Origin of the sequence: Citrobacter sp. wls619, assembly GCF_005281345.1 — a bacterium.
Taxonomy (GTDB): Bacteria; Pseudomonadota; Gammaproteobacteria; order Enterobacterales; family Enterobacteriaceae; genus Citrobacter.
The window spans coordinates 223178-241046 of sequence record NZ_SZXJ01000098.1 but is presented as its reverse complement, the minus strand read 5'-3'; the positions used below and the strand labels follow the sequence as shown (position 1 = coordinate 241046).

Genomic DNA, 17869 nt, shown 5'->3' with positions numbered 1-17869 from the left:
ACCTGTTATTTGATGATTAATGATGGCTTGCCAACCTTGAGTTGAGCGCCGGGAATTGATTGGCCCGCTTTGAGTTGGTGCTTAATCGCTAATTTATCCGCCTTGATAACGGTTTCGTATTCGACAAACTCTGGAGGAAGGGCGCTTGAGTCGACAATTTCCACTGATTCAGAAGGAGAGCGAATTGTTACCTGGTGAATACCGGCTCTGATTTTCTTCTTTCCTGCTGTGGTTAATGCGGTTGCTATGTAAGCCTGAATGTTTTCAACTTTATTCAGCGTGACTACTGCGCGTTCGTTGAGTGATTTTGCCTCGTCCTTGAGGCGTTCTGCGTATCCGGTTTCGTTCTTGCAGATAGCCAGCAACTGCTCAATTTTATCTGTAAGCTCTCCTTCCATCCCTTCAAGCGTGTCGGCGATCGCATCCGCTTCTAGGTCTGAATCCATCAGCTTGGCGTAGTCATTGGCGATTTCGTAGAGCTTACTCACTGGTCACCTCCAGCTTTGATTTGCACTCTGCGTAGATGGCCTGAACGTTCTGCTGCAGCTTCATGCCGGCAGTACGCTTGTAGGCATCGGCAAAGACGCGTTTCAGGTCGTCCATGCTTTCCGCTTGCGCCATTTCGTCGCAAAGAGTTTGAACGTAATCGATGACTTCCTGTTGTCTGCGGCGCTCATCCTCGCGGATGTCTTCCTCTGACTTGTGCTGCATTACCGGTTCTTGAAAAACACCTTCATCTTCGTTGATGACGTGGATCGCGTTATCCAGACGCTCAGCACGGGGCCAATACTTGCTGGCTCGCTTAACGATGGTCTTACGCGCCATCTCTTCCCAGAAGTTCTTCCACGGGCCATTCTTGGCTTTACTGGTTGCTTCTGTTGCCTTGATTTCTGCCAGGCTCATTTCTTCAGTCAGGTAATCGTCGTCAGCAGTTTTAACCGTGCAGTAACCGCCGACTACATCACCGCGATCGCCGAATGCGTTGTATTTGTGGGTAGGGGCGGTATCAAGTCCGTTGGATTCGTACGTGTCGTTTGAATACACCAGTTTGCACTGGCCCCACTTAATGGAGCCGGTGGACTGAGCAAGATGAAGGAGGCCCATATAGCTGATATCAAGGCACACCATTCCGTCGCGCGGAACCAGATAAGCCAGCTTGCTAGCCGGGTTAAGAGTGATGCCTATCGCTGCTACGTTGATGATGGCGTTCTGTGCGCTGGTAGGGTTTGATAGCGCCGTCTTGGCTAAATAGTCGTTGCGCTGGAAATACTGAATAGCGAACTGGCTTTCCTTAGCCCATGTGACTGACTGGTCAGTAACCGCGCCAACAAAGAGCGGCTCCTGTTGTTTAACGAACTCAACAATGCTGATGCTCATTGTTACTGTCCCTCATCAATATCTGTTTGGTGGCGAGCAATTGTCTCTGCCATGTAGCGAATAAATTCTGCGGTTTTTTCCTGGAACTCGACATCATCATCGAACGCTTTTGAAATGGCCTTCTTGCTGGCACCGCGTCGCTGCAACTCGTCAACGCACAACGATTCCAGCTTGCTCTGAGGCAATCCTTTCTCAAGGTCATCAGCCAGTTCAGATTCACGCTCTTCTCTGGCTATTTGCTGATAATGGCGCGTCCAGTTCTGCGCCTCGATACGGTCTTGAACGAGATATGCAGCCATAATCGGCTCCTAAAATTTGGTTGTGCGCTTCCCGTCTGCGATAAGCCGGACGAGTAGGGCGGAATGAGGTAGTTATTACTTGCCGAGTGCTTTATCGATGGCTTGCTCTGTCTGCCAAAGAAGCTCTTTAGTAGGGTTCAACGACTTTTCTTTGCTTTCGTATCCGGCGGCATAAAGTTGATTCCTCATCCTAATACATGCTTCCAGTAGTTCAGGCGCCGCGGCGATAAGAGCCATGTCTTCATACTTCACTGATAAAGAAGTGTGCCCATCGCTCATTTTGTAGGAGTCAATTACCCCGCCATCCTTTCCGGTTGCTTTGCTTGATAACCGCAAGAAAGAATTGCTTGTCCACCACTCCCACGGTCCCGGAGTTCCTTTGAATTCGCTCATCATTATTTCCTGTGCCACGGAAAACCAATTGCCGCCTTCATATCGTTGTAGGCCGACATCCACATCACCGAATCACCTATGAATCTTGCGATTAGCGCTTTGTTCTGAGCTGCACGAAGCATGTTGTGATTAATCATGATTTACCCTCCACCTGCTGCAATAACCCGACAATGTGCATCTGCCAGCGGTTCATGGTGATTTTCTCGCGAGGTTTATCGACTGATGAGAGTTGCCACTCGTTGTCGTTGAGTTTTGATGCGTGGTACTGCTTGCCGTTGTGGGTGACTGTCATGAATCAGCATCCAGATGACCATTGTGCTTGAGCCAGCCAATAATTTCGTCTGCGTCAAGTCGCTCTATAATGTCAATCGTATGCCCAGCTGACTCAGCCCAGTCGATGTAGTCATCAAGCTCAATGCTTTCGAAAACCTTCTTATCACCAATAGCTTCGAGAAGTTCATGTACGTCAACTGAGTCAATCTCGACGTTAACCACGCCCCACTTGCTACCGCTGACCGTTGCACTTTTACATTTAAATTCGATATCAATTGTCATAATCATCTCCGCGCTTAAGCCGCGCCGCTGAACGTTAAAAGACCTCTGCGCTAACAGGCGGTGGATAGCCGCCATTCATAACTGAGCGTCCTCTGAGAAGCCGCTGAGGTATGCTGCAATAAAAAACCCGCCGTAGCGGGTTAGTCGTCTTGTTCGCCTAGCAGTTGACTTAGCTGCTCTGGCGTAGGCTTTTTCCAGTTAAGGATTTGCCCGGTCTCGATATCGATATCAAGTTCCAGGTAATCGCCATAGTGCTGTCCGGGAAAGCAGTCAGGAACATACTCATCCTCAATGCTTCGAACAGTATTCCCTGTCTCATCGAGAACATCTGCCGTAAACCTGTCGCACACCTTGATGCAGGTTTTTATGCGCTTAACATTTACCTCTTTTTTGAAGCTGACTTGCACTTCCATCGCCTTACCCTCTGTTTGTATCGTGAGCTAATAAATAGGCCGCCTAAGCGACCAATCCATCAATTACCTTTTCAACAACTCCAACCGCATCAATCAACTTCACAAGCCTCTCGTGCATCTCGTTTCTTTTCGATTTGAGTGCCTCAATTAGAAACTCCTGATCTGCAGCGCCTCTGTATTGCGTATTGTTAGCTGCAACAACAATCAAGTTAAATCCATGCAGCCCATGTGCTTCTAATAAGTTATCTATGCTTCTTATGTTTGATTCCAAGTTTTCAATTTCTTGGAGTAAGTTTTTAATATCCATTGCCTCACCTCATAAGTTAATTAACGCGCCGTAACCGATTTGCAGCTGCGATGGCCAGCGGCGTACAGCGCCACATCTGGCAAGCAAGTTGATCCTGAATACTGATTCACCATCGTAGTGATGGTTACCACCTCTGAGCGCATCGCTGGCTTGCGTTTGCACTGCAACTGAACGCGTGACTCGGTAGGGCGGTGCAATGCTTCAGAGCTTGCCGTCACTTCGTTCTGTAACGCTGCGCGACGCTCTCTGCGACGTCCTGATGCTGAACCGTTGAATGATGTTCTACGTGTCATGGGAACCTCAAAAATCTGGAAGTAATGCCCCCCGTATTGAGGCGCTTTGTTCATTTGATGTTTTTATTGAGGATTCGGTAGACAGATTCTTTTATCTGACCCATCTCAAGGAGGCTGTCCAACATCATGTGTTTCTCTTGTGCCGTCTTGCAGTTGGCTTCAATGAATAATGCGGCTTTCATGGCGTTCATAATTTTTCCTTTTCGAAATGCGCTTTGGTGGTGACGTGTCACGATACTTATCTCCGTGATTGCTGTCTTGCAGCTGCAATTCACATCACCCCAAAGCACATTGCTTGTTTGTCAGGCTTTTCAGCCTCGTAGTCGAATGTTCGACGTTGTGTAAAGAACATCACCGTCCTGGTGAGTAGTGCGTCCTGCTGATGGGTTAAATATACTAAAGGGTATAATCGATAGCAAGTGGTTTTGATAAAATTATTCTAAAAGGTATAAAAATAAAGATAAGTAATTGAGGAATTTGCAAGTTTGGAAAAATGAGCTTGAATTACTGTATGGATATACTGTAGTTTTTTTAACGAATCGTGCTTCCAAAGAGGATGGAAGGATATGAAGTAGGTTTTTGTGGGTGTTAATGAAGGGGTAAAACAGATGAAGCAGATATAATTTTATTACTGCGAGTTTGAAAAATGATTAATGTTTTGAAGAGGTGCTCGCCAGGAGTATACAAAGAGTATACGCCCGACGAAGAGGTTTATTGCGTTCGTAAATCTCTGATCAAATATATGGCTACGCCGATCAGTGAATCACTTGAAACGGAAGCCATTGGTACGCGGTTGTCATCCACGGATAAGAACCCGGACCCATCAGCGCCAGTAACGTAACGATAAGCTGAAACTTTGCCGGACATCATCGCCAGAACGATATCTCCAGTACCTGGCTCGATTGAAGTATCAACAATAATGATTGATCCGGCTGGTGCCTCAGCTACACCAGAGTTACGCTTCATTTTGTATGCTCGCCAACTCTTTGCGGGCTTATCGCCAGGTGACGTAACAAAATCATCAGTTTCACCGTCATCAGACCAAACTGGAATCATCCTGGATAAATCAATCCTCGGAGATGCGATCTGCTCTCCACCGATAACCTCACCCTTACCAGTAGCCAACCACTCCATATTAACACCAAGCGCGGCTGCTATTGATGGCAGCTCTTTCGACTTCCTGGTTTTTCCATTGAGTAGTTTCCATATCGTGGGTTGAGACACTCCAGCCGACTCTGCAAGTTCGGTTTGCGATATGTCATCTGCTTGTGACATGGCGTACTTAAGGCGTTCTGCAATTGTTTTCATGGTGTGAAAACTATACCGAAGGGTATTTTCAGTCAAATCACTTTGGGTATTGATATTATTTATACCCATGAGTATACTCTCCATATGTTTAAACTTCAGGGAATAGCATCCGTGAATCCAATCATTCAAAAAGCCATCAAAATAGCTGGCAGCCAGAAGGAACTTGGTGCGCGTGTAGGCGTTAGCCAGAAAACAGTTCATGCCTGGTTGCACGGTGCGGATTTTGCCGGCAAGTACATTCTCCCGATCGTCACCGCGACAGAGGGAAGAATTAGTGCATATGAGATTCTTAACTCTCTGCATAAGCAAGACACGAAGTAAGAACCATCCGCTCTTTTTACAATGGCCGTCCGGCCTACGTAGCTGAAAAGCTAACTTCAAAAAAACAACAAACATGGCTATGCGTGTCTGCGCATTGGCCATTTAACTATTTCAACACCAAGGAATTTAACAAATGGAAAACTCAATTAACCGCAACAAGGTCAATGCCCGTCGCATTGAGTCCTGGTTGCTTAACCGTATCGCCATGAAAGGTGGCAACAACGTAGCTAAAGAGATCGGCGTCGATAAGGCACAGATAACCCGCTGGAAAGAAACGTGGCTGCCGAAGATGGCAATGCTGCTGGCAGTTCTGGAATGGAGTGTCGTTGATGACGATATGGCGCGGTTGGCAAGAGAAGTTGCTGCGGTGCTCACAAAGAAAAAATCCCCGGCGGCAACCGAGGATTCAGATCAAATCACCATGCAATTCTAAGTCGAATAACTGGATCAATTCACAGGAGTAATTATGCCTAAGAAAACTCGTTTTTACCAGGCGGCAGTACATAAAAATATTGCTCGTGACCGGTTCATCAAATCCTGTAACCCGGCTGTCGGTACAAAGCTGAGAGCCATCATCGAAGAACTAAAGCGGAAGGAGAACGGTCATGAGTAGCCCTGCAACAGTAACACCAATAAGACCGTCTCTAGCGGTCGTGGAGCGTCGCGTGGCAGAACTTGAAGATGGATACACCCGTCTTGCAAATGCCCTGTATGACGAGCTTATCGGCGCAGATTTAACGAAGAATCAGAGCAAGGTAGCTCATGCTATTTGCCGTAAAACATACGGCTTTGGTAAGAAGCTGGATCGCATATCTGACAGCCAGTTAGCTCAACTTACCAGGCTGCCAAGACAGAAGGTCAACAAGGCCAAGAATGAGCTTATTGCAATGAAGGTAATCATTCGTGAAGGTAGTCAAATCGGGCCAAACAAGAACATCACAGAATGGGAAATCGAAGGATGTCACTACTCTGGTGATAATGTCACTACATTGGTGACAAAAAATGTCACCAAAACGGTGATAGCCATGTCACCAAAACAGGGACACACAAAAGAAACTATTACAAAAGAAAAGAAAGAAAGTAAAAACACTCTGCCCGAACAAGTTCGAGCGGATGAAGAAAAATCACTTCAGCCTACAAACAAACACCAGGCAACTGACGAAGCATTCGAGTCGATTTTCTGGCTTGCAGGAATGCACAAGACAGGGAAGAAAAACGCTAAGTCTGCATTCAGAACTCAGTACCAGGAGTGGCGTCGCGCTAAAGGTGGCACCCCTGAGCAATTCGCCATGTTCCTTGCAGGTGATATCTCTTCCCGAATTGGCAAACAGTTCGGCTTCGATAAGCTTCACCCGACCACCTACCTGAACGGCAAGCGGTGGGAGGACGAGAAGCCATTAGCAGGTCCTGATTCCTCCGGACAGAAACCGACCGTGACCGTCAGTAAGAGCGGATACGTTTACTACTGAGGTGACGATGAAATCACGACTCAAGGCATTGCTGATCGCCGGTTATAACCACGGCTTGCTGAGTGATGGTTTTGTCCGGTACTGGTTCAACAAGTTTGATTTGAGGGCATCATGATGACGCCAAGTGAACTCAGCGACCAGTTATGGAATCAGGTCGAAAGGGTAGCGAAGTACCTTTTGCCAAACGGCAAGCGAGAAAGTCACGAGTGGGTGGCAGGAAGTATCAACGGAGAGTCAGGGAAGAGCCTCAAGGTTAACCTAGCAGGGAAGAAAGTATGGTCTGATTTTGCAGAAGGAACCGCTGGTGATCTGCTGGATTTGTGGGTAGCTGTCAGGGATTGTGGATTGCACCAGGCGATGACAGAAGCAAAAGAGTTTTTGGGCATCAAGGACGACGATCACCACTTTTCAGCAAAGCAGCAAAAGAAATTTTCCCGACCAGACCGCAAGAAAGTAGCCCGTTACCTCACCAAAACCGAAAAGCACATCGAATATCTAGCCACTCGAGGGATCTCCGCAGAGACGGCGAAGCTGTACGAAGTTGCTTCGGCTAAGGTCTGGAATGGAGAGCGTGAACTGGAAGCACTAGCATTTCCCTACAAACGTGATGGTGAGTTGTTGCAGGTTAAGCGCATCAGCACCGAACGGCCTGACGGGAAGAAGGTCATCATGGCTGAGGGTGATTGTGAGCCGTGTCTTTATGGCTGGCAGGCTATACCGAAGAACATGCGGATCGTCATCCTATGTGAAGGTGAAATCGACTGCATGAGTTACTACCAGTACGGCTTCCCTGCGCTTTCCGTTCCGTTCGGCGGGGGGAAGGGGGCAAAACAGCAGTGGATAGAGTTCGAGTATCACAACCTCGACCGGTTCGACGAAATCTGGATCAGCATGGACAGCGACGAAGTAGGCCAGGCTGCCGCCAGAGAGATTGCAACTCGTCTCGGTGAACACCGCTGCCGGCTGGTAAAACTGCCTCACAAAGATATCAATGAATGTCTGATGGCTGGAATCTCTTCAGACGACATCGTTGGATATCTTGAACGGGCATCATTTTTTGACCCGGAGGAACTTTACAGTGCCAGAGAGTTTTATCAGGACACTATCAACGCCTTCTACGGAAAAGAGCAAAGCCTGTTTTACAGCCCGTGGGAATGCCTGAATCACAATTTCGCCTTCCGCCAGGCTGAGTTGTCACTGGTTAACGGCGTTAACGGGCATGGAAAGACTGAAGTAGTTGGTCATATAGCTCTGGAAGCCATGCGTCAGGGGGTTAAGACCTGCATCGCCTCGCTGGAGATTAAGCCCGGCATTTTACTTAAACGCCTTACCAGGCAATCAACTTGCCTGAAACTTCCCCCGCAACTTGAAATTGAATCTGCCTTCAAATTTTACGACGACCGGCTATGGCTATTCGGCCTGACGGGAACCGCAAAGGCTGATCGGCTGATCGAAATCTTCACCTACGCATGGAAGCGATACGGCATTGAGTTGTTCATTATCGACAGCCTGATGAAGTGCGGAATAGGGGATGATGACTACAACGGACAGAAAGCCTTCGTAGACGCTCTGTGTGACTTCAAAAACAAAACCAATACCCACGTCCTACTCGTTACTCACAGTCGCAAAGGTGATAGCGAGGAGAAGCCTACAGGGAAGATGGACGTTAAGGGGTCAGGGTCGATAACCGACCTAACCGATAACCTGTTCATCATCTGGAGAAACAAACTTCGTGAGAAGGCAATTCAGAAAGATCAGCAGGGTGAAGAACTGGATGACAAGGAACGTAAAGCGTTAGCTGCACCTGCTTCAGTTTTGATGCTTGAAAAGCAGCGTAATGGCGAGGGATGGGAAGGTGGAATTCCGCTGTATCTCGACCCTGCATCACACCAGTTTTTACCAACCGAAACCGCATCTCCATTTAGCTACATCGCCAATATGCCGCAGTCGGAATATGACGAGGTATGGGCAAGCAACAACGTAAGGTGACAAACATGAAAGAAGCACGTAACACCCGGGAAATTATCGAAGCTGAGTACCCGGAATTCCCTGAAACCATCCTCCACGCTGAACTATGCCGCGCATGTGCTCGCGTAGACGGTCGCAGCATCCAGTCACTCAAGGCATTTGCTCTGGAACGCATCGAAAAGGTTGAGAGCAAGCCACTTAAAGGCGCACTTGAGCAGATGGCATCCAGCATGTTTCCAGAGACAGAGATAGCCCGTATCCGCGCTTGTGTAGGTCGCATGGAGTCGGCACTGGTTAAGACATTCGGAGTGAAGCGAGCATGACAAGCAGAGAGCAGTTTGAAGCGTGGTGTATAAACCGGCTGATTTCAGTTACCAGAATGGTTGGTTGTGATTCATATCAAAGCTGGAGAACCAGAGAATTATGGGCTTCATGGTCAGCATCACGAGCATCAGTTGATGTTGAAATCCTTAGCGAACCATTCATCGCAACCAAAAAGGATGCCACCAATTACGATTTCTACAACGCTGGAATTGAAAGTGCTAAGAGGGCGATCACCAACGCCGGAATCAAGGTGAAGGATTGCTGACATGACTGAACCTTACATAGCAGAGCTATCTGCAAGCGTGGCCGTGATAGTCGGCCTTTTTTATGCCCGGAGGAAATGGTGAACGATACACGAAACTGGAAATGCTTCTTCGGTATGCACCAATGGCAGCTAAAAGAGAAGCAAGAGAAGCACTATTACAAATACTCATCCAGCGCCGGGCCATACAAAATTAAGTTTATTTTACGAATGCAATGCGCTCATTGCGGAAAGTACGAATCACAAATAATCGATTAACAGGCTCGCAATGCGGGCCTTTTTTATGAGGGTAGGATTATGACTAGCAGAGAAAAATTTGAAGCGTGGTATCTGGAAAATTGGGGTCACACGGAAGATGACCATGAAACTCTTTTTGAGCGCTGCCCTGATGGTGACGAATATTACCGTCTTGGCGTTCGAATGGCTCATGAGGCATGGAAAGCCGCTGAATTATCATCACAACAAAAGCTCACAGACATGGCAGTACAGCTCGCTAACGCCGAGAGCAAGTGCAGGGATCTGGCGGCGGAGAATGGAGAAGCAAAGAAAATCATCAGCGAATGCAGGGAATATTTCATTGCTGGAGTGATGAATCGCATCAGGCCAACCAATGAAGGATACCTGCATAATATTTGCGACACGTTTGCAGATGAAACCCCTGCGACAGACGCTTTCCTGGCTGAAGTGCGGGCCAGCGAACTTGATAGCTTAGCTGGCGTGGCTGAAACAATGTTGGTCAAGTTCTCCAATCAGCGGTGTTCACAAGATATGCATGAGGTTGTTGGTTGGAAGATGGTTCTCCAGCAGGCCAGCAATCGCGCCGCCCAACTTCGCAAAGGAGCCGCGCTATGAGCAAGTCAATCGCAGATGGCGCAAAACTTACGCCAGAAACCTTCGCTGATTTTATTGAGCGTCTGAAATATCACCATCGCGGAGAAGGTGTTAGCCGCCATATCACCGCCGACCCAATTTTCATGGTTCAGAAGGAGTCCACAATTTACGGTATGGACACCGATTATTGCGATGGTCGTTTCGTAGCGTTCGAAGATAGCGTCTGGTTTTCCCCGCAAGAATACTGGTATGACCTAGACGATGATGAACAGGCTGATCTCAATGCTGAATGTGAGGAAACATACGACACGCCATTCACAGATCTTAGTGAAGATACTCAGTGGTCTGTTCTCGAAGATCTCGAAAATCATACTGTAAGCGGGTTCAAAAAAGAATGGCAGCACGTAAACGCGCACCTTACCAGAGAGGCAGCAGAGGCGTTCATTAGAAGAAAACAGCACGACTACCCACCGCTTCGAGTTTACGTCGAAAGCATGTATTTCGGTTGGGAGTATCAGGAAATCATCAAGGCTCTTTGTGATGGGCGCTTAGTTCTCGCAGATACCCAGGAGGCAGCCCAATGACAGCACTCAACAAACAGGCGCTGCGTGAATCGGCGATTCATGCCCAATCAAATGATGACTGGGGGTATGACGATGACAATTTTCACGACCAGGCAACACCTGATGTCGTTCTGGCGCTGCTGGATGAGCTGGAATCCGCAGAGCGTCAAAACGGTTATCTCCGCGAACAGCATGACGAATGGGAATGTAAGGCAATCAGTAATTTTGAAGAGTGCACGGAAATGTCGGCACGAATTGAAGAACTTGAATCCCAGAGGAAGCTGGCTTTCACCGCCAGTAACCGTTGGGCAGATAAATTCAGGGAAGCAGAGAAGCGCATAGCAGAACACCGTAAGGTGCTAAACAGCCTTGCAGCTGTAGCCCGTCGCTATCTTCCTGATTATGACGAACATCCTGAAATTCAGGCCGCTGACGAATTACTTGAGAGCGCCGCTGGCATTGGCGTGAAGGGGGAGTGAGATGGCAATTACATCAGGATACTCAATTGATGCCTATTGCGACTGCGAACAATGCGTAACCAATATTGACCCCGTTGGGCGTTGGTGTCGTCAAGAAATGACCAGCGCAGCCGGAGAGACCTACGCAGAATGTGCCGCGCTAATACGTAGCTATGGCTGGAAACTAAGCCGAAACAAGATGCATGCGCTGGCTCCTGGGCATAAAAAACCAAAATCATGGGGTAAATTATGACAACTAACCACCCGGCGAACGGTCCTGTATCACTCGAGCGCCTGCACCAGATACGCGAAATACTCAGCAAAGCATCAGCACAAAGCGACGGCGGTAATCTCGGCTACGCAATGGCTGATGCTGTGAAGGTGATTGATGAGGTACTGGAATGTCGGCAGGCTGATAATCCTCCAGTTCATCCAACCATAGCCGACGAGAAGTTGGACGATGAAACACTGCAGGAACTCATCGAGTTTCGCCGTAGCACGTTTGAATATCACTCAAAGGAAGGTCATCAGGTACAGACTATTATCCACGGCGTGACGCTGTCAGCCATGTTAGAGCTGCAGGAGTTCCGTAATAATTTTCAGTGGCGCAAGGGGATAAAAGACGATGAATAGCGAATTAACCAGAGATCGCATAGCTCAATTCGCCAATGACCCAATGATGTGTGTCAGTGATGAAGTGCGTGAGATAGCTCGCATCGCGCTTCAGTCGTTCGGTAATTCCGAACAACTCATCAAGCAACCGTCAAACAATCAGGACAGTGATGGCAACGCTTCTGGCGACGAAATCAAGCAATCATCAAGCAATTGCCCAAAATGCGGAGGATATGGGACTTACCACTGTCCGCAAATGCTAGGTACTGTTGAATGTGAATGCACGTTGACAGCAACTCTGCGAAAGAAGTAAACGCAACGTCAAGCAACATTACCCACTCTCAAAATTAATGTTATAATTATGTCGCAGTCGGATTGAGCACCCGGCTGTGACCTCTGCATCTGATTGGGAAATTAGATGCGAAACACAAAGAGTACTTCAAACCGCCTGTCACAGATGCAGCAATGCACCTGCGATTTTCTGCATTCTGCGTTACCTCTCGGAGGTGGCGTATGAAGCAACAATTCCACCTCGTAAACGAGTCCGTTAAGCAGAACGCCATCAACTACATCCGTGAGTTGCCGGTTGACGCTAAGCGCCCTCTTATTCTCGACATCAAAGAGATGACGCGTACTGCTCAGCAAAACAGCAAATTATGGCCGCTTTTGAAAGACCTCTCCGATCAGGTTCTCTGGTTCGGCAACAAATACGACTCAGACGACTGGAAAGATCTGATCACCGCAATGGTCGCCAAATCCAAAAAGCAGGAGCAACGAATGGCTCCCGGTCTGGATGGCGGCATTGTGATGTTCGGTCAACGTACCAGCAAGATGACTGTACGCCAGATGGTAGAAGTCATCGAGGCCATTTACTGGTTCGGCACTCAGCAGAACGTCAAATTCAGCGACAAGTCCCGCATTGAAATTGAATGGGCTAAGCAGTGGGGTGATCGCAATGCGTAAACCAACCCGCCGCAGATGCAAAATCTGCAAAACCAAATTCACCGCCACCTACGACAACGTCTGGTGGTGCTGTCCTGAGCATGGCTTCGAGTACAGTCAGTTGCTGTTAGCCAAGAAGAAACTGGCAGCCGAGCGCAAACGTAAGCAGGAAGCGCAGCAGGAACGCCGCGAGATGAAGGTGAGAAAAGCTGCGTTCAAGACTAAGTCACAGTGGGATAAAGAGGCTCAGTCTGCCTTTAACCGGTATATCCGGATCCGTGACGAAGGGAAGGAATGCGTCAGCTGCGGGAATCCCCTCATTGGTAAAAGCAACTATCTGACCGGTAGTGCTATCGATGCCAGTCACTACCGTTCCCGCGGTGCTGCATCACACCTCAAATTCAACGTGTTTAACGTCCACTCAGCCTGCACTCGATGCAACAGAGAATTAAGCGGCAATGCCGTTGAGTACCGTATTCGCCTGGTCGATCGCATTGGTCTGGTGCGTGTCGAGCGTCTTGAGTCTGACAACGAGTCTCGCCGGTTCGATATCCCATACCTGCAGCGCATTAAATCCATTTTCACCCGTAAAGCCCGACAACTTGAGAAGCGTCGCGCCCGTCAACAGGAGCATGCAGCATGAGCAAAATACAATACCCAATGACCACCGCGGCTGTTTTTGATGATGTGGTTTACCCAATTAACCTCGACGGTCCTCATCAGATAGCGAATGAAGTTGAATCGGCACTCAGATGGTTCTGCCGCTGGCATAACGAAGAAATCGCAGTGGTGAGGGGAAATGTGCTGTTCAGTTGTTGGGGGCTTTACCTGACTCATGACCAGTTGATGGCGGAGGCCGCATGACCCGCACCGATATCGACAACTATCAGCGCTCGTCAGTAGAGCGTGCTACCAGGCTGACTCCTTACGCAAGAAGTGAAATAGCCCGGATTGATAGTGAGACAGCAGAGCTTCAGAAACGCATCGATCGGAACAACGAATTACGCCGTGAAATCATCAACCGCGCAAACATGAACAAGGGGCCGTCAGCATGAACACTCAATACCTGCAGTTTGTACGCGAGCAGCTCATTGTAGCGACTGCTGACCTGAGTGGCGCAACGAAAGGGCAGCTGGTAGCGTTTGCCGAGAATGCGATGTTTGAACCGACACCGCGTAGCCGATCTCGCCTGAAGGTGGTTAATCCTGCTAACGGTCGCCTAATGAATCCAACCAGCACACCAATTCCTGGGCAGCAATCACGCGCAAAAGGTTCATCTATCGCACTGGTGCAACCGGTTGAGTATTCAACAGCATCATGGCGTCGTGCAGTGCTGTCGATCGATGAGCACCAGAAGGCGTGGCTTCTCTGGAACTATAGCGAGAATGTTCGATGGGAAAATCAGGTTTCTATCACTCAATGGGCCTGGGCAGAGTTTAAATCTTCTCTTGGCACAAAGAAGGTAGCAGGGAAGACACTGGATAGATTGAAGGCGCTTATATGGTTAGCGGCGCAGGACGTGAAAGCAGAACTTGCAGGGCGAGAAACTTACGAATATCAGCAACTGGCAGAGCTTGTTGGCGTCACACCAAAGAACTGGTCTGAGACATTTACCGATAGATGGCTGGAGATGAAACGCACATTCATGCGTCTAGATAGCAGCGCTTTATTGCAAGTAACGCGATCACGTTCACAACAAAAGGCGACAAATTTAGATGTAAGTCTTGCAAAACTGGATTGAAAAGCATATATTTCATGTAAATCTGATATCGTCGCCATAGCTTTTGTTGTCGACCGAATTACACAAAAAGCCCCGGTTAATCGCTGGGGCTTTTTCGTATCTGCACAACAGGTAATTGCATTGGGGTGACCGGTTAATCCCGTTACGCTAACCGAAACAGGCGCAGTGCAATTATCGTTGTGGTGAATGCGCAGGCTGGTGAGCGCCGTTAAATGGTAGCGCTGAACAATTCAGGACGATGGCCCAAGGTGAAGCGAGAAGAGCCAACAAGCCATGCCGGAGATCAGCACCGGCCACCACACACCAAATACCTACCAGGACCATAAGAGCGAAAGCTCAACGCACTACCCTCATCTTGCCAGCATCGCCGCTGGCTTTTTTAAAGCGCATTACCACCAAGAACCAGACCCAACCAACTCATTGCTGAATATCTGTGGCTACGGTGATTAGTGCGCTTCAAAAAAGAAAACCCGCTCAATGGCGGGCTTCGTGAAAATGGGCGGCAAGAGACTGCGCTAACAGTCTCCTGCCTGATTTGCTCATGCCTTTAGTCACGAACAAACCACGTTACTGAGAACGTATCCTGGATTTGTTCAATCGACCATCATCCCTATTCCTAATTTGAACAGATCCCCTTATGGGGGTAAGACATGAAAATGCCCGAAAAACATGACCTGTTATCCGCCATCATGGCGGCCAAGGAACAAGGCATAGGGGCAATCCTTGCGTTTGCAATGGCGTACCTTCGCGGAAGATATAATGGCGGTGCGTTTACTAAGACAGTAATCGACGCAATGATGTGCGCCATTATCGCCTGGTTCGTTCGTGACCTCCTCGACTTCTCTGGCCTGAGTAGCAATCTCGCTTATATCGCAAGCGTGTTTATCGGCTATCTCGGTACTGACTCGATTGGATCGCTAATCAAACGCTTCGCAGCCAAAAAAGCCGGAGTTGACGATGGTGGAAACCAATAAGCAGCGAAAAGCATTCTTAGACATGCTGGCGTGGTCAGAAGGCACTGACAAAAAAGGACAGCCTACAAACAACCGCGGGTACGATGTGATTGTCGGTGGATCGTTATTCACTGATTATTCAGATCACCCTCGCAAGCTGGTAACGCTGAATCCGAAACTGAAATCTACGGCAGCCGGCCGGTATCAGTTGCTGTCTCGTTGGTGGGATGCCTACCGCAAGCAGCTTGGCCTGAAAGATTTCTCTCCTGCCAGTCAGGATGCTGTCGCATTGCAGCAGATAAAAGAACGCCGAGCACTGGAGTTAATCGACGCTGGCGACATCCGTCAGGCCATCGATCGCTGCAGCAATATTTGGGCATCACTCCCCGGAGCAGGTTACGGTCAGTTTGAGCACAAAGCAGATAACCTTATCGCCAAATTCAAAGAGGCTGGCGGAACGGTAAACGAGCCAAAATCATGAGCCGGTTAACAGCAATCATCATTGCCGTTGTCGTCTGCATCATTGTGTCACTTGGTTGGGCTGTTAACCACTACCGCGACAACGCCACCGAATACAAGAAGCAGCGCGATGAAAAAGCTCAGGCGCTGAATCTGGCTAACGCCACCATCACCGACATGACAACCCGGCAGCGCGATGTTGCTGCTTTGGATGCCAAATACACGAAGGAGTTGGCAGATGCTAAAACTGAAAATGATGCTCTGCAGCGCAAGCTTGATAATGGTGGTCGGGTGCTCGTCAAAGGAAAGTGCCCAGTGCCTACCTCAGCCGAAACCTCCAGCTCCACCGGCATGGGCAATGATGCCACCATCGAACTCTCTCCAGTTGCTGGACGAAACGTTCTCGGTATCCGATCCGGAATCGTCAGTGACCAAGCATCACTGAGAGCGCTGCAGGAATACATCAACACGCAGTGCCTGAGGTAAGCGATGAGAAAGCGAGAGCGAGAAGTAACATTGCTCTACGGAATATCACTCATACGCGATGACGTTCTCAATCATCCTGAGATAAAGCCAACGCTGGCTGACAGAATCATCACCTTCATTCATCACTTTTTCTACATCGCATCTGCGCTTGTTATCGCGGCGTCAGGATTCGCATTCTTCATCTGGTCATCGGCATTTCTGTAAGTCGATGCAACACAACAACCGGAGCCAACAATGGCAGAGATTACCGCATTGACAGAATTACAGCAGATGAACCTCGATATCCTTCGCCTGGTTCAGAGTGATACCGCAGCAGCAGAAAAGGCGATCACCTTCGTAGCTGGTAACAAGCTCAAGTTTGAATTGTTCAAAGACCAGCTCGTTCTTGCGGCGGCACAACCAACTCCAGTATCACGGGTTGATAAAGCTGTTCGTGAAGCGCAGGAAGCATTAACTCTGTTCTCTACCGGAGCATAACGAATGGCAAAAACGAAGTGGCCTAAACTCCCACGGTTCTTCGTGCCATTGTTCCATTGCGGCAACGTCTATCTATGCCGGTCAAAGGAAGAGTGGGAGCAAGCCTGCATCCACCTTGGCGTTGATAGTGGTGGCAATGAGATGCTCGCTGGAGCAACGCAGTCCTATTGCAATACCGAAACGGGTGAGAATCTTTACTTGATGGGGGTATTCAATGGTGACATTGCCACGCTGGTTCATGAATGTGCTCACGTTGCATTCTATGTCTGCCGCGATGTGGGCGTAACAACCTATCCAGGCGACGCAAACGAAACTTACTGCTACATGCTCGACCGCATGTTCAGTCACTTCCTGCCATCTATTCAGGAGCAACAAAATGGCAAAGCTCACAACAGCAAAGCGCAAGAAGATGCCAAAGTCTGAATTCGGCATGCCTGGCACACGTAGCTATCCGATGCCTGATAAAGCTCACGCAGCTAACGCGAAGGCTCGCGCTACCCAGATGGAGAATGAAGGAAAGCTGTCTCCATCAGCCAAAGCGAAGATCGACACCAAGGCTAACAAGGTGCTCAAGAAGCCGAAGAAAGGAGCTAAGTAATGGGTAGCTTCTTCACTGTTGTTGATGACCCTAAGAATCAGCGCGTGTTTCTGTATCGTGCAGATGAGGCCATCGACAACGCAATCTATCTCGACACCGATCCGACCGGTACGGTGATTCCTTTTCCTGATGTGCTGGATAAGGTTGATATGGGCTCAGCCACTAACAAGGCTGGATTCATCATCCCGTACAAAGATGGTGTGAAGCTGAAAATCGGCACCAACCTTCCATCAACCGGCTCTATCGGCGACACGTTAACCCTGACATGGACAAGCGGAGTAATGCCGTATGAGGTTAAGACGGTTGACGAAAGCACCGGCACTCTTTACGACGCAGTGAATCAGCAAGCTAAAACATATTCGTTCAACACGACAGGTAAAGCCGCTGGCGATTACGTCATTACGGTAAAAGACGCTAACGGTGCAATCGTTGAGTCATCGCCTTGCACGATTAGCTAAGG

38 protein-coding genes are annotated in these 17869 nt (G+C 48.7%); 26 read left to right on the top strand and 12 right to left on the bottom strand.

What is annotated here, in order from left to right:
- Nucleotides 1-5 precede the first annotated feature (5 nt).
- From FDX19_RS21080 to FDX19_RS21035, 12 genes are all read right to left on the bottom strand, one after another.
- A complete protein-coding gene (locus tag FDX19_RS21080; protein WP_137384238.1) occupies nucleotides 6-488 on the bottom strand; it encodes a siphovirus Gp157 family protein in 483 nt (160 codons plus the stop codon).
- The gene (locus FDX19_RS21075; RefSeq protein WP_137384237.1) at nucleotides 481-1377 is read right to left on the bottom strand and encodes a RecT family recombinase; all 897 of its coding nucleotides are present in this window, start codon (nucleotides 1375-1377) and stop codon (nucleotides 481-483) included. The genes FDX19_RS21080 and FDX19_RS21075 overlap by 8 nt, the downstream gene beginning before the upstream one ends.
- Nucleotides 1378-1379: 2 nt before the next feature.
- A complete protein-coding gene (locus FDX19_RS21070; protein ID WP_137384236.1) occupies nucleotides 1380-1676 on the bottom strand; it encodes a host-nuclease inhibitor Gam family protein in 297 nt (98 codons plus the stop codon).
- Nucleotides 1677-1751: 75 nt separating this feature from the next.
- Entirely contained in the window at nucleotides 1752-2069 is a 318-nt protein-coding gene (locus FDX19_RS25550) for a hypothetical protein (RefSeq protein ID WP_249357583.1), read from the bottom strand.
- Between the two features lie 2 nt (nucleotides 2070-2071).
- Nucleotides 2072-2206 (bottom strand): host cell division inhibitory peptide Kil, encoded by a 135-nt coding sequence (locus FDX19_RS21060; protein WP_049041167.1) that lies wholly within the window; start codon nucleotides 2204-2206, stop codon nucleotides 2072-2074.
- Nucleotides 2203-2361: a hypothetical protein gene (locus FDX19_RS25200; protein ID WP_170974417.1), complete on the bottom strand. Its 159-nt coding sequence runs from the start codon at nucleotides 2359-2361 to the stop codon at nucleotides 2203-2205. The genes FDX19_RS21060 and FDX19_RS25200 overlap by 4 nt, the downstream gene beginning before the upstream one ends.
- Nucleotides 2358-2624, bottom strand: a complete 267-nt coding sequence (locus FDX19_RS21055; RefSeq protein WP_137384235.1) for a hypothetical protein — start codon at nucleotides 2622-2624, stop codon at nucleotides 2358-2360. The genes FDX19_RS25200 and FDX19_RS21055 overlap by 4 nt, the downstream gene beginning before the upstream one ends.
- Before the next feature lie 140 nt (nucleotides 2625-2764).
- Nucleotides 2765-3037, bottom strand: coding sequence for a hypothetical protein (locus tag FDX19_RS21050; RefSeq protein WP_137384234.1), 273 nt, complete (start codon nucleotides 3035-3037; stop codon nucleotides 2765-2767).
- A 43-nt stretch (nucleotides 3038-3080) separates the two neighbouring features.
- On the bottom strand, nucleotides 3081-3344 hold the full coding sequence (locus FDX19_RS21045) for a hypothetical protein (RefSeq protein ID WP_137384233.1): 264 nt from the start codon (nucleotides 3342-3344) through the stop codon (nucleotides 3081-3083).
- A 20-nt stretch (nucleotides 3345-3364) separates the two neighbouring features.
- The gene (locus FDX19_RS21040) at nucleotides 3365-3637 is read right to left on the bottom strand and encodes an antitermination protein N (RefSeq protein ID WP_137384232.1); all 273 of its coding nucleotides are present in this window, start codon (nucleotides 3635-3637) and stop codon (nucleotides 3365-3367) included.
- A gap of 50 nt (nucleotides 3638-3687) precedes the next feature.
- On the bottom strand, nucleotides 3688-3828 hold the full coding sequence (locus tag FDX19_RS25195; RefSeq protein WP_170974416.1) for a hypothetical protein: 141 nt from the start codon (nucleotides 3826-3828) through the stop codon (nucleotides 3688-3690).
- Nucleotides 3829-4348: 520 nt separating this feature from the next.
- The gene (locus tag FDX19_RS21035; protein ID WP_249357586.1) at nucleotides 4349-4912 is read right to left on the bottom strand and encodes a helix-turn-helix domain-containing protein; all 564 of its coding nucleotides are present in this window, start codon (nucleotides 4910-4912) and stop codon (nucleotides 4349-4351) included.
- 117 nt (nucleotides 4913-5029) lie between these two features.
- On the opposite strand from FDX19_RS21035, the gene FDX19_RS21030 reads away from it, so the two are divergent.
- The 26 genes from FDX19_RS21030 to FDX19_RS20905 all read left to right on the top strand — a co-directional run bounded on the left by FDX19_RS21030 (nucleotide 5030) and on the right by FDX19_RS20905 (nucleotide 17867).
- The gene (locus FDX19_RS21030; RefSeq protein WP_137384231.1) at nucleotides 5030-5266 is read left to right on the top strand and encodes a YdaS family helix-turn-helix protein; all 237 of its coding nucleotides are present in this window, start codon (nucleotides 5030-5032) and stop codon (nucleotides 5264-5266) included.
- Nucleotides 5267-5399: 133 nt separating this feature from the next.
- Entirely contained in the window at nucleotides 5400-5699 is a 300-nt protein-coding gene (locus tag FDX19_RS21025; RefSeq protein ID WP_137384230.1) for a CII family transcriptional regulator, read from the top strand.
- Between the two features lie 33 nt (nucleotides 5700-5732).
- Nucleotides 5733-5879 carry a DUF2740 family protein gene (locus tag FDX19_RS21020; RefSeq protein WP_137384229.1) on the top strand — a complete coding sequence of 49 codons (147 nt, stop codon included), beginning with the start codon at nucleotides 5733-5735 and terminating at the stop codon, nucleotides 5877-5879.
- The gene (locus FDX19_RS21015; protein WP_137384228.1) at nucleotides 5872-6735 is read left to right on the top strand and encodes a replication protein; all 864 of its coding nucleotides are present in this window, start codon (nucleotides 5872-5874) and stop codon (nucleotides 6733-6735) included. Before FDX19_RS21020 ends, FDX19_RS21015 begins: the two co-directional genes overlap by 8 nt.
- A 114-nt stretch (nucleotides 6736-6849) precedes the next feature.
- Nucleotides 6850-8724 (top strand): toprim domain-containing protein, encoded by a 1875-nt coding sequence (locus tag FDX19_RS21010; protein ID WP_137384276.1) that lies wholly within the window; start codon nucleotides 6850-6852, stop codon nucleotides 8722-8724.
- A 5-nt stretch (nucleotides 8725-8729) separates the two neighbouring features.
- Complete coding sequence (locus FDX19_RS21005) at nucleotides 8730-9026, top strand: hypothetical protein (protein ID WP_137384227.1); 297 nt, start codon at nucleotides 8730-8732, stop codon at nucleotides 9024-9026.
- Nucleotides 9023-9292 (top strand): hypothetical protein, encoded by a 270-nt coding sequence (locus FDX19_RS21000; RefSeq protein WP_137384226.1) that lies wholly within the window; start codon nucleotides 9023-9025, stop codon nucleotides 9290-9292. The genes FDX19_RS21005 and FDX19_RS21000 overlap by 4 nt, the downstream gene beginning before the upstream one ends.
- A gap of 294 nt (nucleotides 9293-9586) precedes the next feature.
- Entirely contained in the window at nucleotides 9587-10141 is a 555-nt protein-coding gene (locus tag FDX19_RS20995) for a hypothetical protein (protein WP_137384225.1), read from the top strand.
- Nucleotides 10138-10704 carry a gluconate 2-dehydrogenase subunit 3 family protein gene (locus tag FDX19_RS20990; RefSeq protein ID WP_137384224.1) on the top strand — a complete coding sequence of 189 codons (567 nt, stop codon included), beginning with the start codon at nucleotides 10138-10140 and terminating at the stop codon, nucleotides 10702-10704. The genes FDX19_RS20995 and FDX19_RS20990 overlap by 4 nt, the downstream gene beginning before the upstream one ends.
- The gene (locus FDX19_RS25545) at nucleotides 10701-11162 is read left to right on the top strand and encodes an ead/Ea22-like family protein (RefSeq protein WP_249357582.1); all 462 of its coding nucleotides are present in this window, start codon (nucleotides 10701-10703) and stop codon (nucleotides 11160-11162) included. The genes FDX19_RS20990 and FDX19_RS25545 overlap by 4 nt, the downstream gene beginning before the upstream one ends.
- Before the next feature lies 1 nt (nucleotide 11163).
- Nucleotides 11164-11394, top strand: a complete 231-nt coding sequence (locus tag FDX19_RS20975) for a hypothetical protein (protein WP_137384223.1) — start codon at nucleotides 11164-11166, stop codon at nucleotides 11392-11394.
- Complete coding sequence (locus FDX19_RS25540) at nucleotides 11391-11774, top strand: hypothetical protein (protein ID WP_249357580.1); 384 nt, start codon at nucleotides 11391-11393, stop codon at nucleotides 11772-11774. The genes FDX19_RS20975 and FDX19_RS25540 overlap by 4 nt, the downstream gene beginning before the upstream one ends.
- A complete protein-coding gene (locus FDX19_RS20965; RefSeq protein WP_137384222.1) occupies nucleotides 11767-12066 on the top strand; it encodes a hypothetical protein in 300 nt (99 codons plus the stop codon). Before FDX19_RS25540 ends, FDX19_RS20965 begins: the two co-directional genes overlap by 8 nt.
- Before the next feature lie 200 nt (nucleotides 12067-12266).
- Nucleotides 12267-12716, top strand: coding sequence for a recombination protein NinB (locus tag FDX19_RS20960; RefSeq protein WP_137384221.1), 450 nt, complete (start codon nucleotides 12267-12269; stop codon nucleotides 12714-12716).
- Nucleotides 12709-13338, top strand: coding sequence for a recombination protein NinG (locus tag FDX19_RS20955; RefSeq protein ID WP_137384220.1), 630 nt, complete (start codon nucleotides 12709-12711; stop codon nucleotides 13336-13338). Before FDX19_RS20960 ends, FDX19_RS20955 begins: the two co-directional genes overlap by 8 nt.
- Nucleotides 13335-13559, top strand: coding sequence for a protein ninY (locus tag FDX19_RS20950; protein WP_137384219.1), 225 nt, complete (start codon nucleotides 13335-13337; stop codon nucleotides 13557-13559). The genes FDX19_RS20955 and FDX19_RS20950 overlap by 4 nt, the downstream gene beginning before the upstream one ends.
- Nucleotides 13556-13750: a hypothetical protein gene (locus FDX19_RS20945; protein ID WP_071685476.1), complete on the top strand. Its 195-nt coding sequence runs from the start codon at nucleotides 13556-13558 to the stop codon at nucleotides 13748-13750. Before FDX19_RS20950 ends, FDX19_RS20945 begins: the two co-directional genes overlap by 4 nt.
- Nucleotides 13747-14436, top strand: coding sequence for a bacteriophage antitermination protein Q (locus FDX19_RS20940; RefSeq protein ID WP_137384218.1), 690 nt, complete (start codon nucleotides 13747-13749; stop codon nucleotides 14434-14436). The genes FDX19_RS20945 and FDX19_RS20940 overlap by 4 nt, the downstream gene beginning before the upstream one ends.
- A 273-nt stretch (nucleotides 14437-14709) precedes the next feature.
- Entirely contained in the window at nucleotides 14710-14886 is a 177-nt protein-coding gene (locus FDX19_RS25190; protein WP_170974414.1) for a hypothetical protein, read from the top strand.
- A gap of 200 nt (nucleotides 14887-15086) precedes the next feature.
- Nucleotides 15087-15410: a phage holin, lambda family gene (locus tag FDX19_RS20935; protein ID WP_137384217.1), complete on the top strand. Its 324-nt coding sequence runs from the start codon at nucleotides 15087-15089 to the stop codon at nucleotides 15408-15410.
- A complete protein-coding gene (locus FDX19_RS20930; RefSeq protein WP_137384216.1) occupies nucleotides 15394-15870 on the top strand; it encodes a glycoside hydrolase family protein in 477 nt (158 codons plus the stop codon). The genes FDX19_RS20935 and FDX19_RS20930 overlap by 17 nt, the downstream gene beginning before the upstream one ends.
- Nucleotides 15867-16334, top strand: a complete 468-nt coding sequence (locus FDX19_RS20925) for a lysis protein (protein WP_137384215.1) — start codon at nucleotides 15867-15869, stop codon at nucleotides 16332-16334. The genes FDX19_RS20930 and FDX19_RS20925 overlap by 4 nt, the downstream gene beginning before the upstream one ends.
- 234 nt (nucleotides 16335-16568) lie before the next feature.
- Nucleotides 16569-16811 carry a DUF2560 family protein gene (locus FDX19_RS20920; RefSeq protein ID WP_137384214.1) on the top strand — a complete coding sequence of 81 codons (243 nt, stop codon included), beginning with the start codon at nucleotides 16569-16571 and terminating at the stop codon, nucleotides 16809-16811.
- A gap of 3 nt (nucleotides 16812-16814) precedes the next feature.
- On the top strand, nucleotides 16815-17234 hold the full coding sequence (locus FDX19_RS20915) for a hypothetical protein (RefSeq protein WP_137384213.1): 420 nt from the start codon (nucleotides 16815-16817) through the stop codon (nucleotides 17232-17234).
- The gene (locus FDX19_RS20910) at nucleotides 17188-17409 is read left to right on the top strand and encodes a hypothetical protein (RefSeq protein ID WP_137384212.1); all 222 of its coding nucleotides are present in this window, start codon (nucleotides 17188-17190) and stop codon (nucleotides 17407-17409) included. Before FDX19_RS20915 ends, FDX19_RS20910 begins: the two co-directional genes overlap by 47 nt.
- On the top strand, nucleotides 17409-17867 hold the full coding sequence (locus FDX19_RS20905) for a hypothetical protein (protein ID WP_137384211.1): 459 nt from the start codon (nucleotides 17409-17411) through the stop codon (nucleotides 17865-17867). The genes FDX19_RS20910 and FDX19_RS20905 overlap by 1 nt, the downstream gene beginning before the upstream one ends.
- The last annotated feature ends 2 nt before the right edge of the window (nucleotides 17868-17869 follow it).

Bases quoted from the DNA above. Each gene is read 5' to 3' on its own strand.
- FDX19_RS25195 (WP_170974416.1), bottom strand. From the start codon at position 3,828: ATGAACGCCATGAAAGCCGCATTATTCATTGAAGCCAACTGCAAGACG.
- FDX19_RS20940 (WP_137384218.1), top strand. From the start codon at position 13,747: ATGAACACTCAATACCTGCAGTTTGTACGCGAGCAGCTCATTGTAGCG.
- FDX19_RS20950 (WP_137384219.1), top strand. From the start codon at position 13,335: ATGAGCAAAATACAATACCCAATGACCACCGCGGCTGTTTTTGATGAT.
- FDX19_RS25200 (WP_170974417.1), bottom strand. From the start codon at position 2,361: ATGACAGTCACCCACAACGGCAAGCAGTACCACGCATCAAAACTCAAC.
- FDX19_RS25545 (WP_249357582.1), top strand. From the start codon at position 10,701: ATGACAGCACTCAACAAACAGGCGCTGCGTGAATCGGCGATTCATGCC.
- FDX19_RS20935 (WP_137384217.1), top strand. From the start codon at position 15,087: ATGAAAATGCCCGAAAAACATGACCTGTTATCCGCCATCATGGCGGCC.
- FDX19_RS20920 (WP_137384214.1), top strand. From the start codon at position 16,569: ATGGCAGAGATTACCGCATTGACAGAATTACAGCAGATGAACCTCGAT.
- FDX19_RS20910 (WP_137384212.1), top strand. From the start codon at position 17,188: ATGGCAAAGCTCACAACAGCAAAGCGCAAGAAGATGCCAAAGTCTGAA.
- FDX19_RS21070 (WP_137384236.1), bottom strand. From the start codon at position 1,676: ATGGCTGCATATCTCGTTCAAGACCGTATCGAGGCGCAGAACTGGACG.
- FDX19_RS21040 (WP_137384232.1), bottom strand. From the start codon at position 3,637: ATGACACGTAGAACATCATTCAACGGTTCAGCATCAGGACGTCGCAGA.
- FDX19_RS20995 (WP_137384225.1), top strand. From the start codon at position 9,587: ATGACTAGCAGAGAAAAATTTGAAGCGTGGTATCTGGAAAATTGGGGT.
- FDX19_RS25540 (WP_249357580.1), top strand. From the start codon at position 11,391: ATGACAACTAACCACCCGGCGAACGGTCCTGTATCACTCGAGCGCCTG.
- FDX19_RS21035 (WP_249357586.1), bottom strand. From the start codon at position 4,912: ATGTCACAAGCAGATGACATATCGCAAACCGAACTTGCAGAGTCGGCT.
- FDX19_RS20960 (WP_137384221.1), top strand. From the start codon at position 12,267: ATGAAGCAACAATTCCACCTCGTAAACGAGTCCGTTAAGCAGAACGCC.
- FDX19_RS21010 (WP_137384276.1), top strand. From the start codon at position 6,850: ATGACGCCAAGTGAACTCAGCGACCAGTTATGGAATCAGGTCGAAAGG.
- FDX19_RS21060 (WP_049041167.1), bottom strand. From the start codon at position 2,206: ATGATTAATCACAACATGCTTCGTGCAGCTCAGAACAAAGCGCTAATC.
- FDX19_RS21025 (WP_137384230.1), top strand. From the start codon at position 5,400: ATGGAAAACTCAATTAACCGCAACAAGGTCAATGCCCGTCGCATTGAG.
- FDX19_RS21050 (WP_137384234.1), bottom strand. From the start codon at position 3,037: ATGGAAGTGCAAGTCAGCTTCAAAAAAGAGGTAAATGTTAAGCGCATA.
- FDX19_RS21055 (WP_137384235.1), bottom strand. From the start codon at position 2,624: ATGACAATTGATATCGAATTTAAATGTAAAAGTGCAACGGTCAGCGGT.
- FDX19_RS21030 (WP_137384231.1), top strand. From the start codon at position 5,030: ATGTTTAAACTTCAGGGAATAGCATCCGTGAATCCAATCATTCAAAAA.
- FDX19_RS20955 (WP_137384220.1), top strand. From the start codon at position 12,709: ATGCGTAAACCAACCCGCCGCAGATGCAAAATCTGCAAAACCAAATTC.
- FDX19_RS20925 (WP_137384215.1), top strand. From the start codon at position 15,867: ATGAGCCGGTTAACAGCAATCATCATTGCCGTTGTCGTCTGCATCATT.
- FDX19_RS20905 (WP_137384211.1), top strand. From the start codon at position 17,409: ATGGGTAGCTTCTTCACTGTTGTTGATGACCCTAAGAATCAGCGCGTG.
- FDX19_RS20915 (WP_137384213.1), top strand. From the start codon at position 16,815: ATGGCAAAAACGAAGTGGCCTAAACTCCCACGGTTCTTCGTGCCATTG.
- FDX19_RS21045 (WP_137384233.1), bottom strand. From the start codon at position 3,344: ATGGATATTAAAAACTTACTCCAAGAAATTGAAAACTTGGAATCAAAC.
- FDX19_RS21005 (WP_137384227.1), top strand. From the start codon at position 8,730: ATGAAAGAAGCACGTAACACCCGGGAAATTATCGAAGCTGAGTACCCG.
- FDX19_RS20990 (WP_137384224.1), top strand. From the start codon at position 10,138: ATGAGCAAGTCAATCGCAGATGGCGCAAAACTTACGCCAGAAACCTTC.
- FDX19_RS20930 (WP_137384216.1), top strand. From the start codon at position 15,394: ATGGTGGAAACCAATAAGCAGCGAAAAGCATTCTTAGACATGCTGGCG.
- FDX19_RS21020 (WP_137384229.1), top strand. From the start codon at position 5,733: ATGCCTAAGAAAACTCGTTTTTACCAGGCGGCAGTACATAAAAATATT.
- FDX19_RS21015 (WP_137384228.1), top strand. From the start codon at position 5,872: ATGAGTAGCCCTGCAACAGTAACACCAATAAGACCGTCTCTAGCGGTC.
- FDX19_RS20975 (WP_137384223.1), top strand. From the start codon at position 11,164: ATGGCAATTACATCAGGATACTCAATTGATGCCTATTGCGACTGCGAA.
- FDX19_RS21000 (WP_137384226.1), top strand. From the start codon at position 9,023: ATGACAAGCAGAGAGCAGTTTGAAGCGTGGTGTATAAACCGGCTGATT.
- FDX19_RS25190 (WP_170974414.1), top strand. From the start codon at position 14,710: ATGCCGGAGATCAGCACCGGCCACCACACACCAAATACCTACCAGGAC.
- FDX19_RS20965 (WP_137384222.1), top strand. From the start codon at position 11,767: ATGAATAGCGAATTAACCAGAGATCGCATAGCTCAATTCGCCAATGAC.
- FDX19_RS20945 (WP_071685476.1), top strand. From the start codon at position 13,556: ATGACCCGCACCGATATCGACAACTATCAGCGCTCGTCAGTAGAGCGT.
- FDX19_RS25550 (WP_249357583.1), bottom strand. From the start codon at position 2,069: ATGAGCGAATTCAAAGGAACTCCGGGACCGTGGGAGTGGTGGACAAGC.
- FDX19_RS21075 (WP_137384237.1), bottom strand. From the start codon at position 1,377: ATGAGCATCAGCATTGTTGAGTTCGTTAAACAACAGGAGCCGCTCTTT.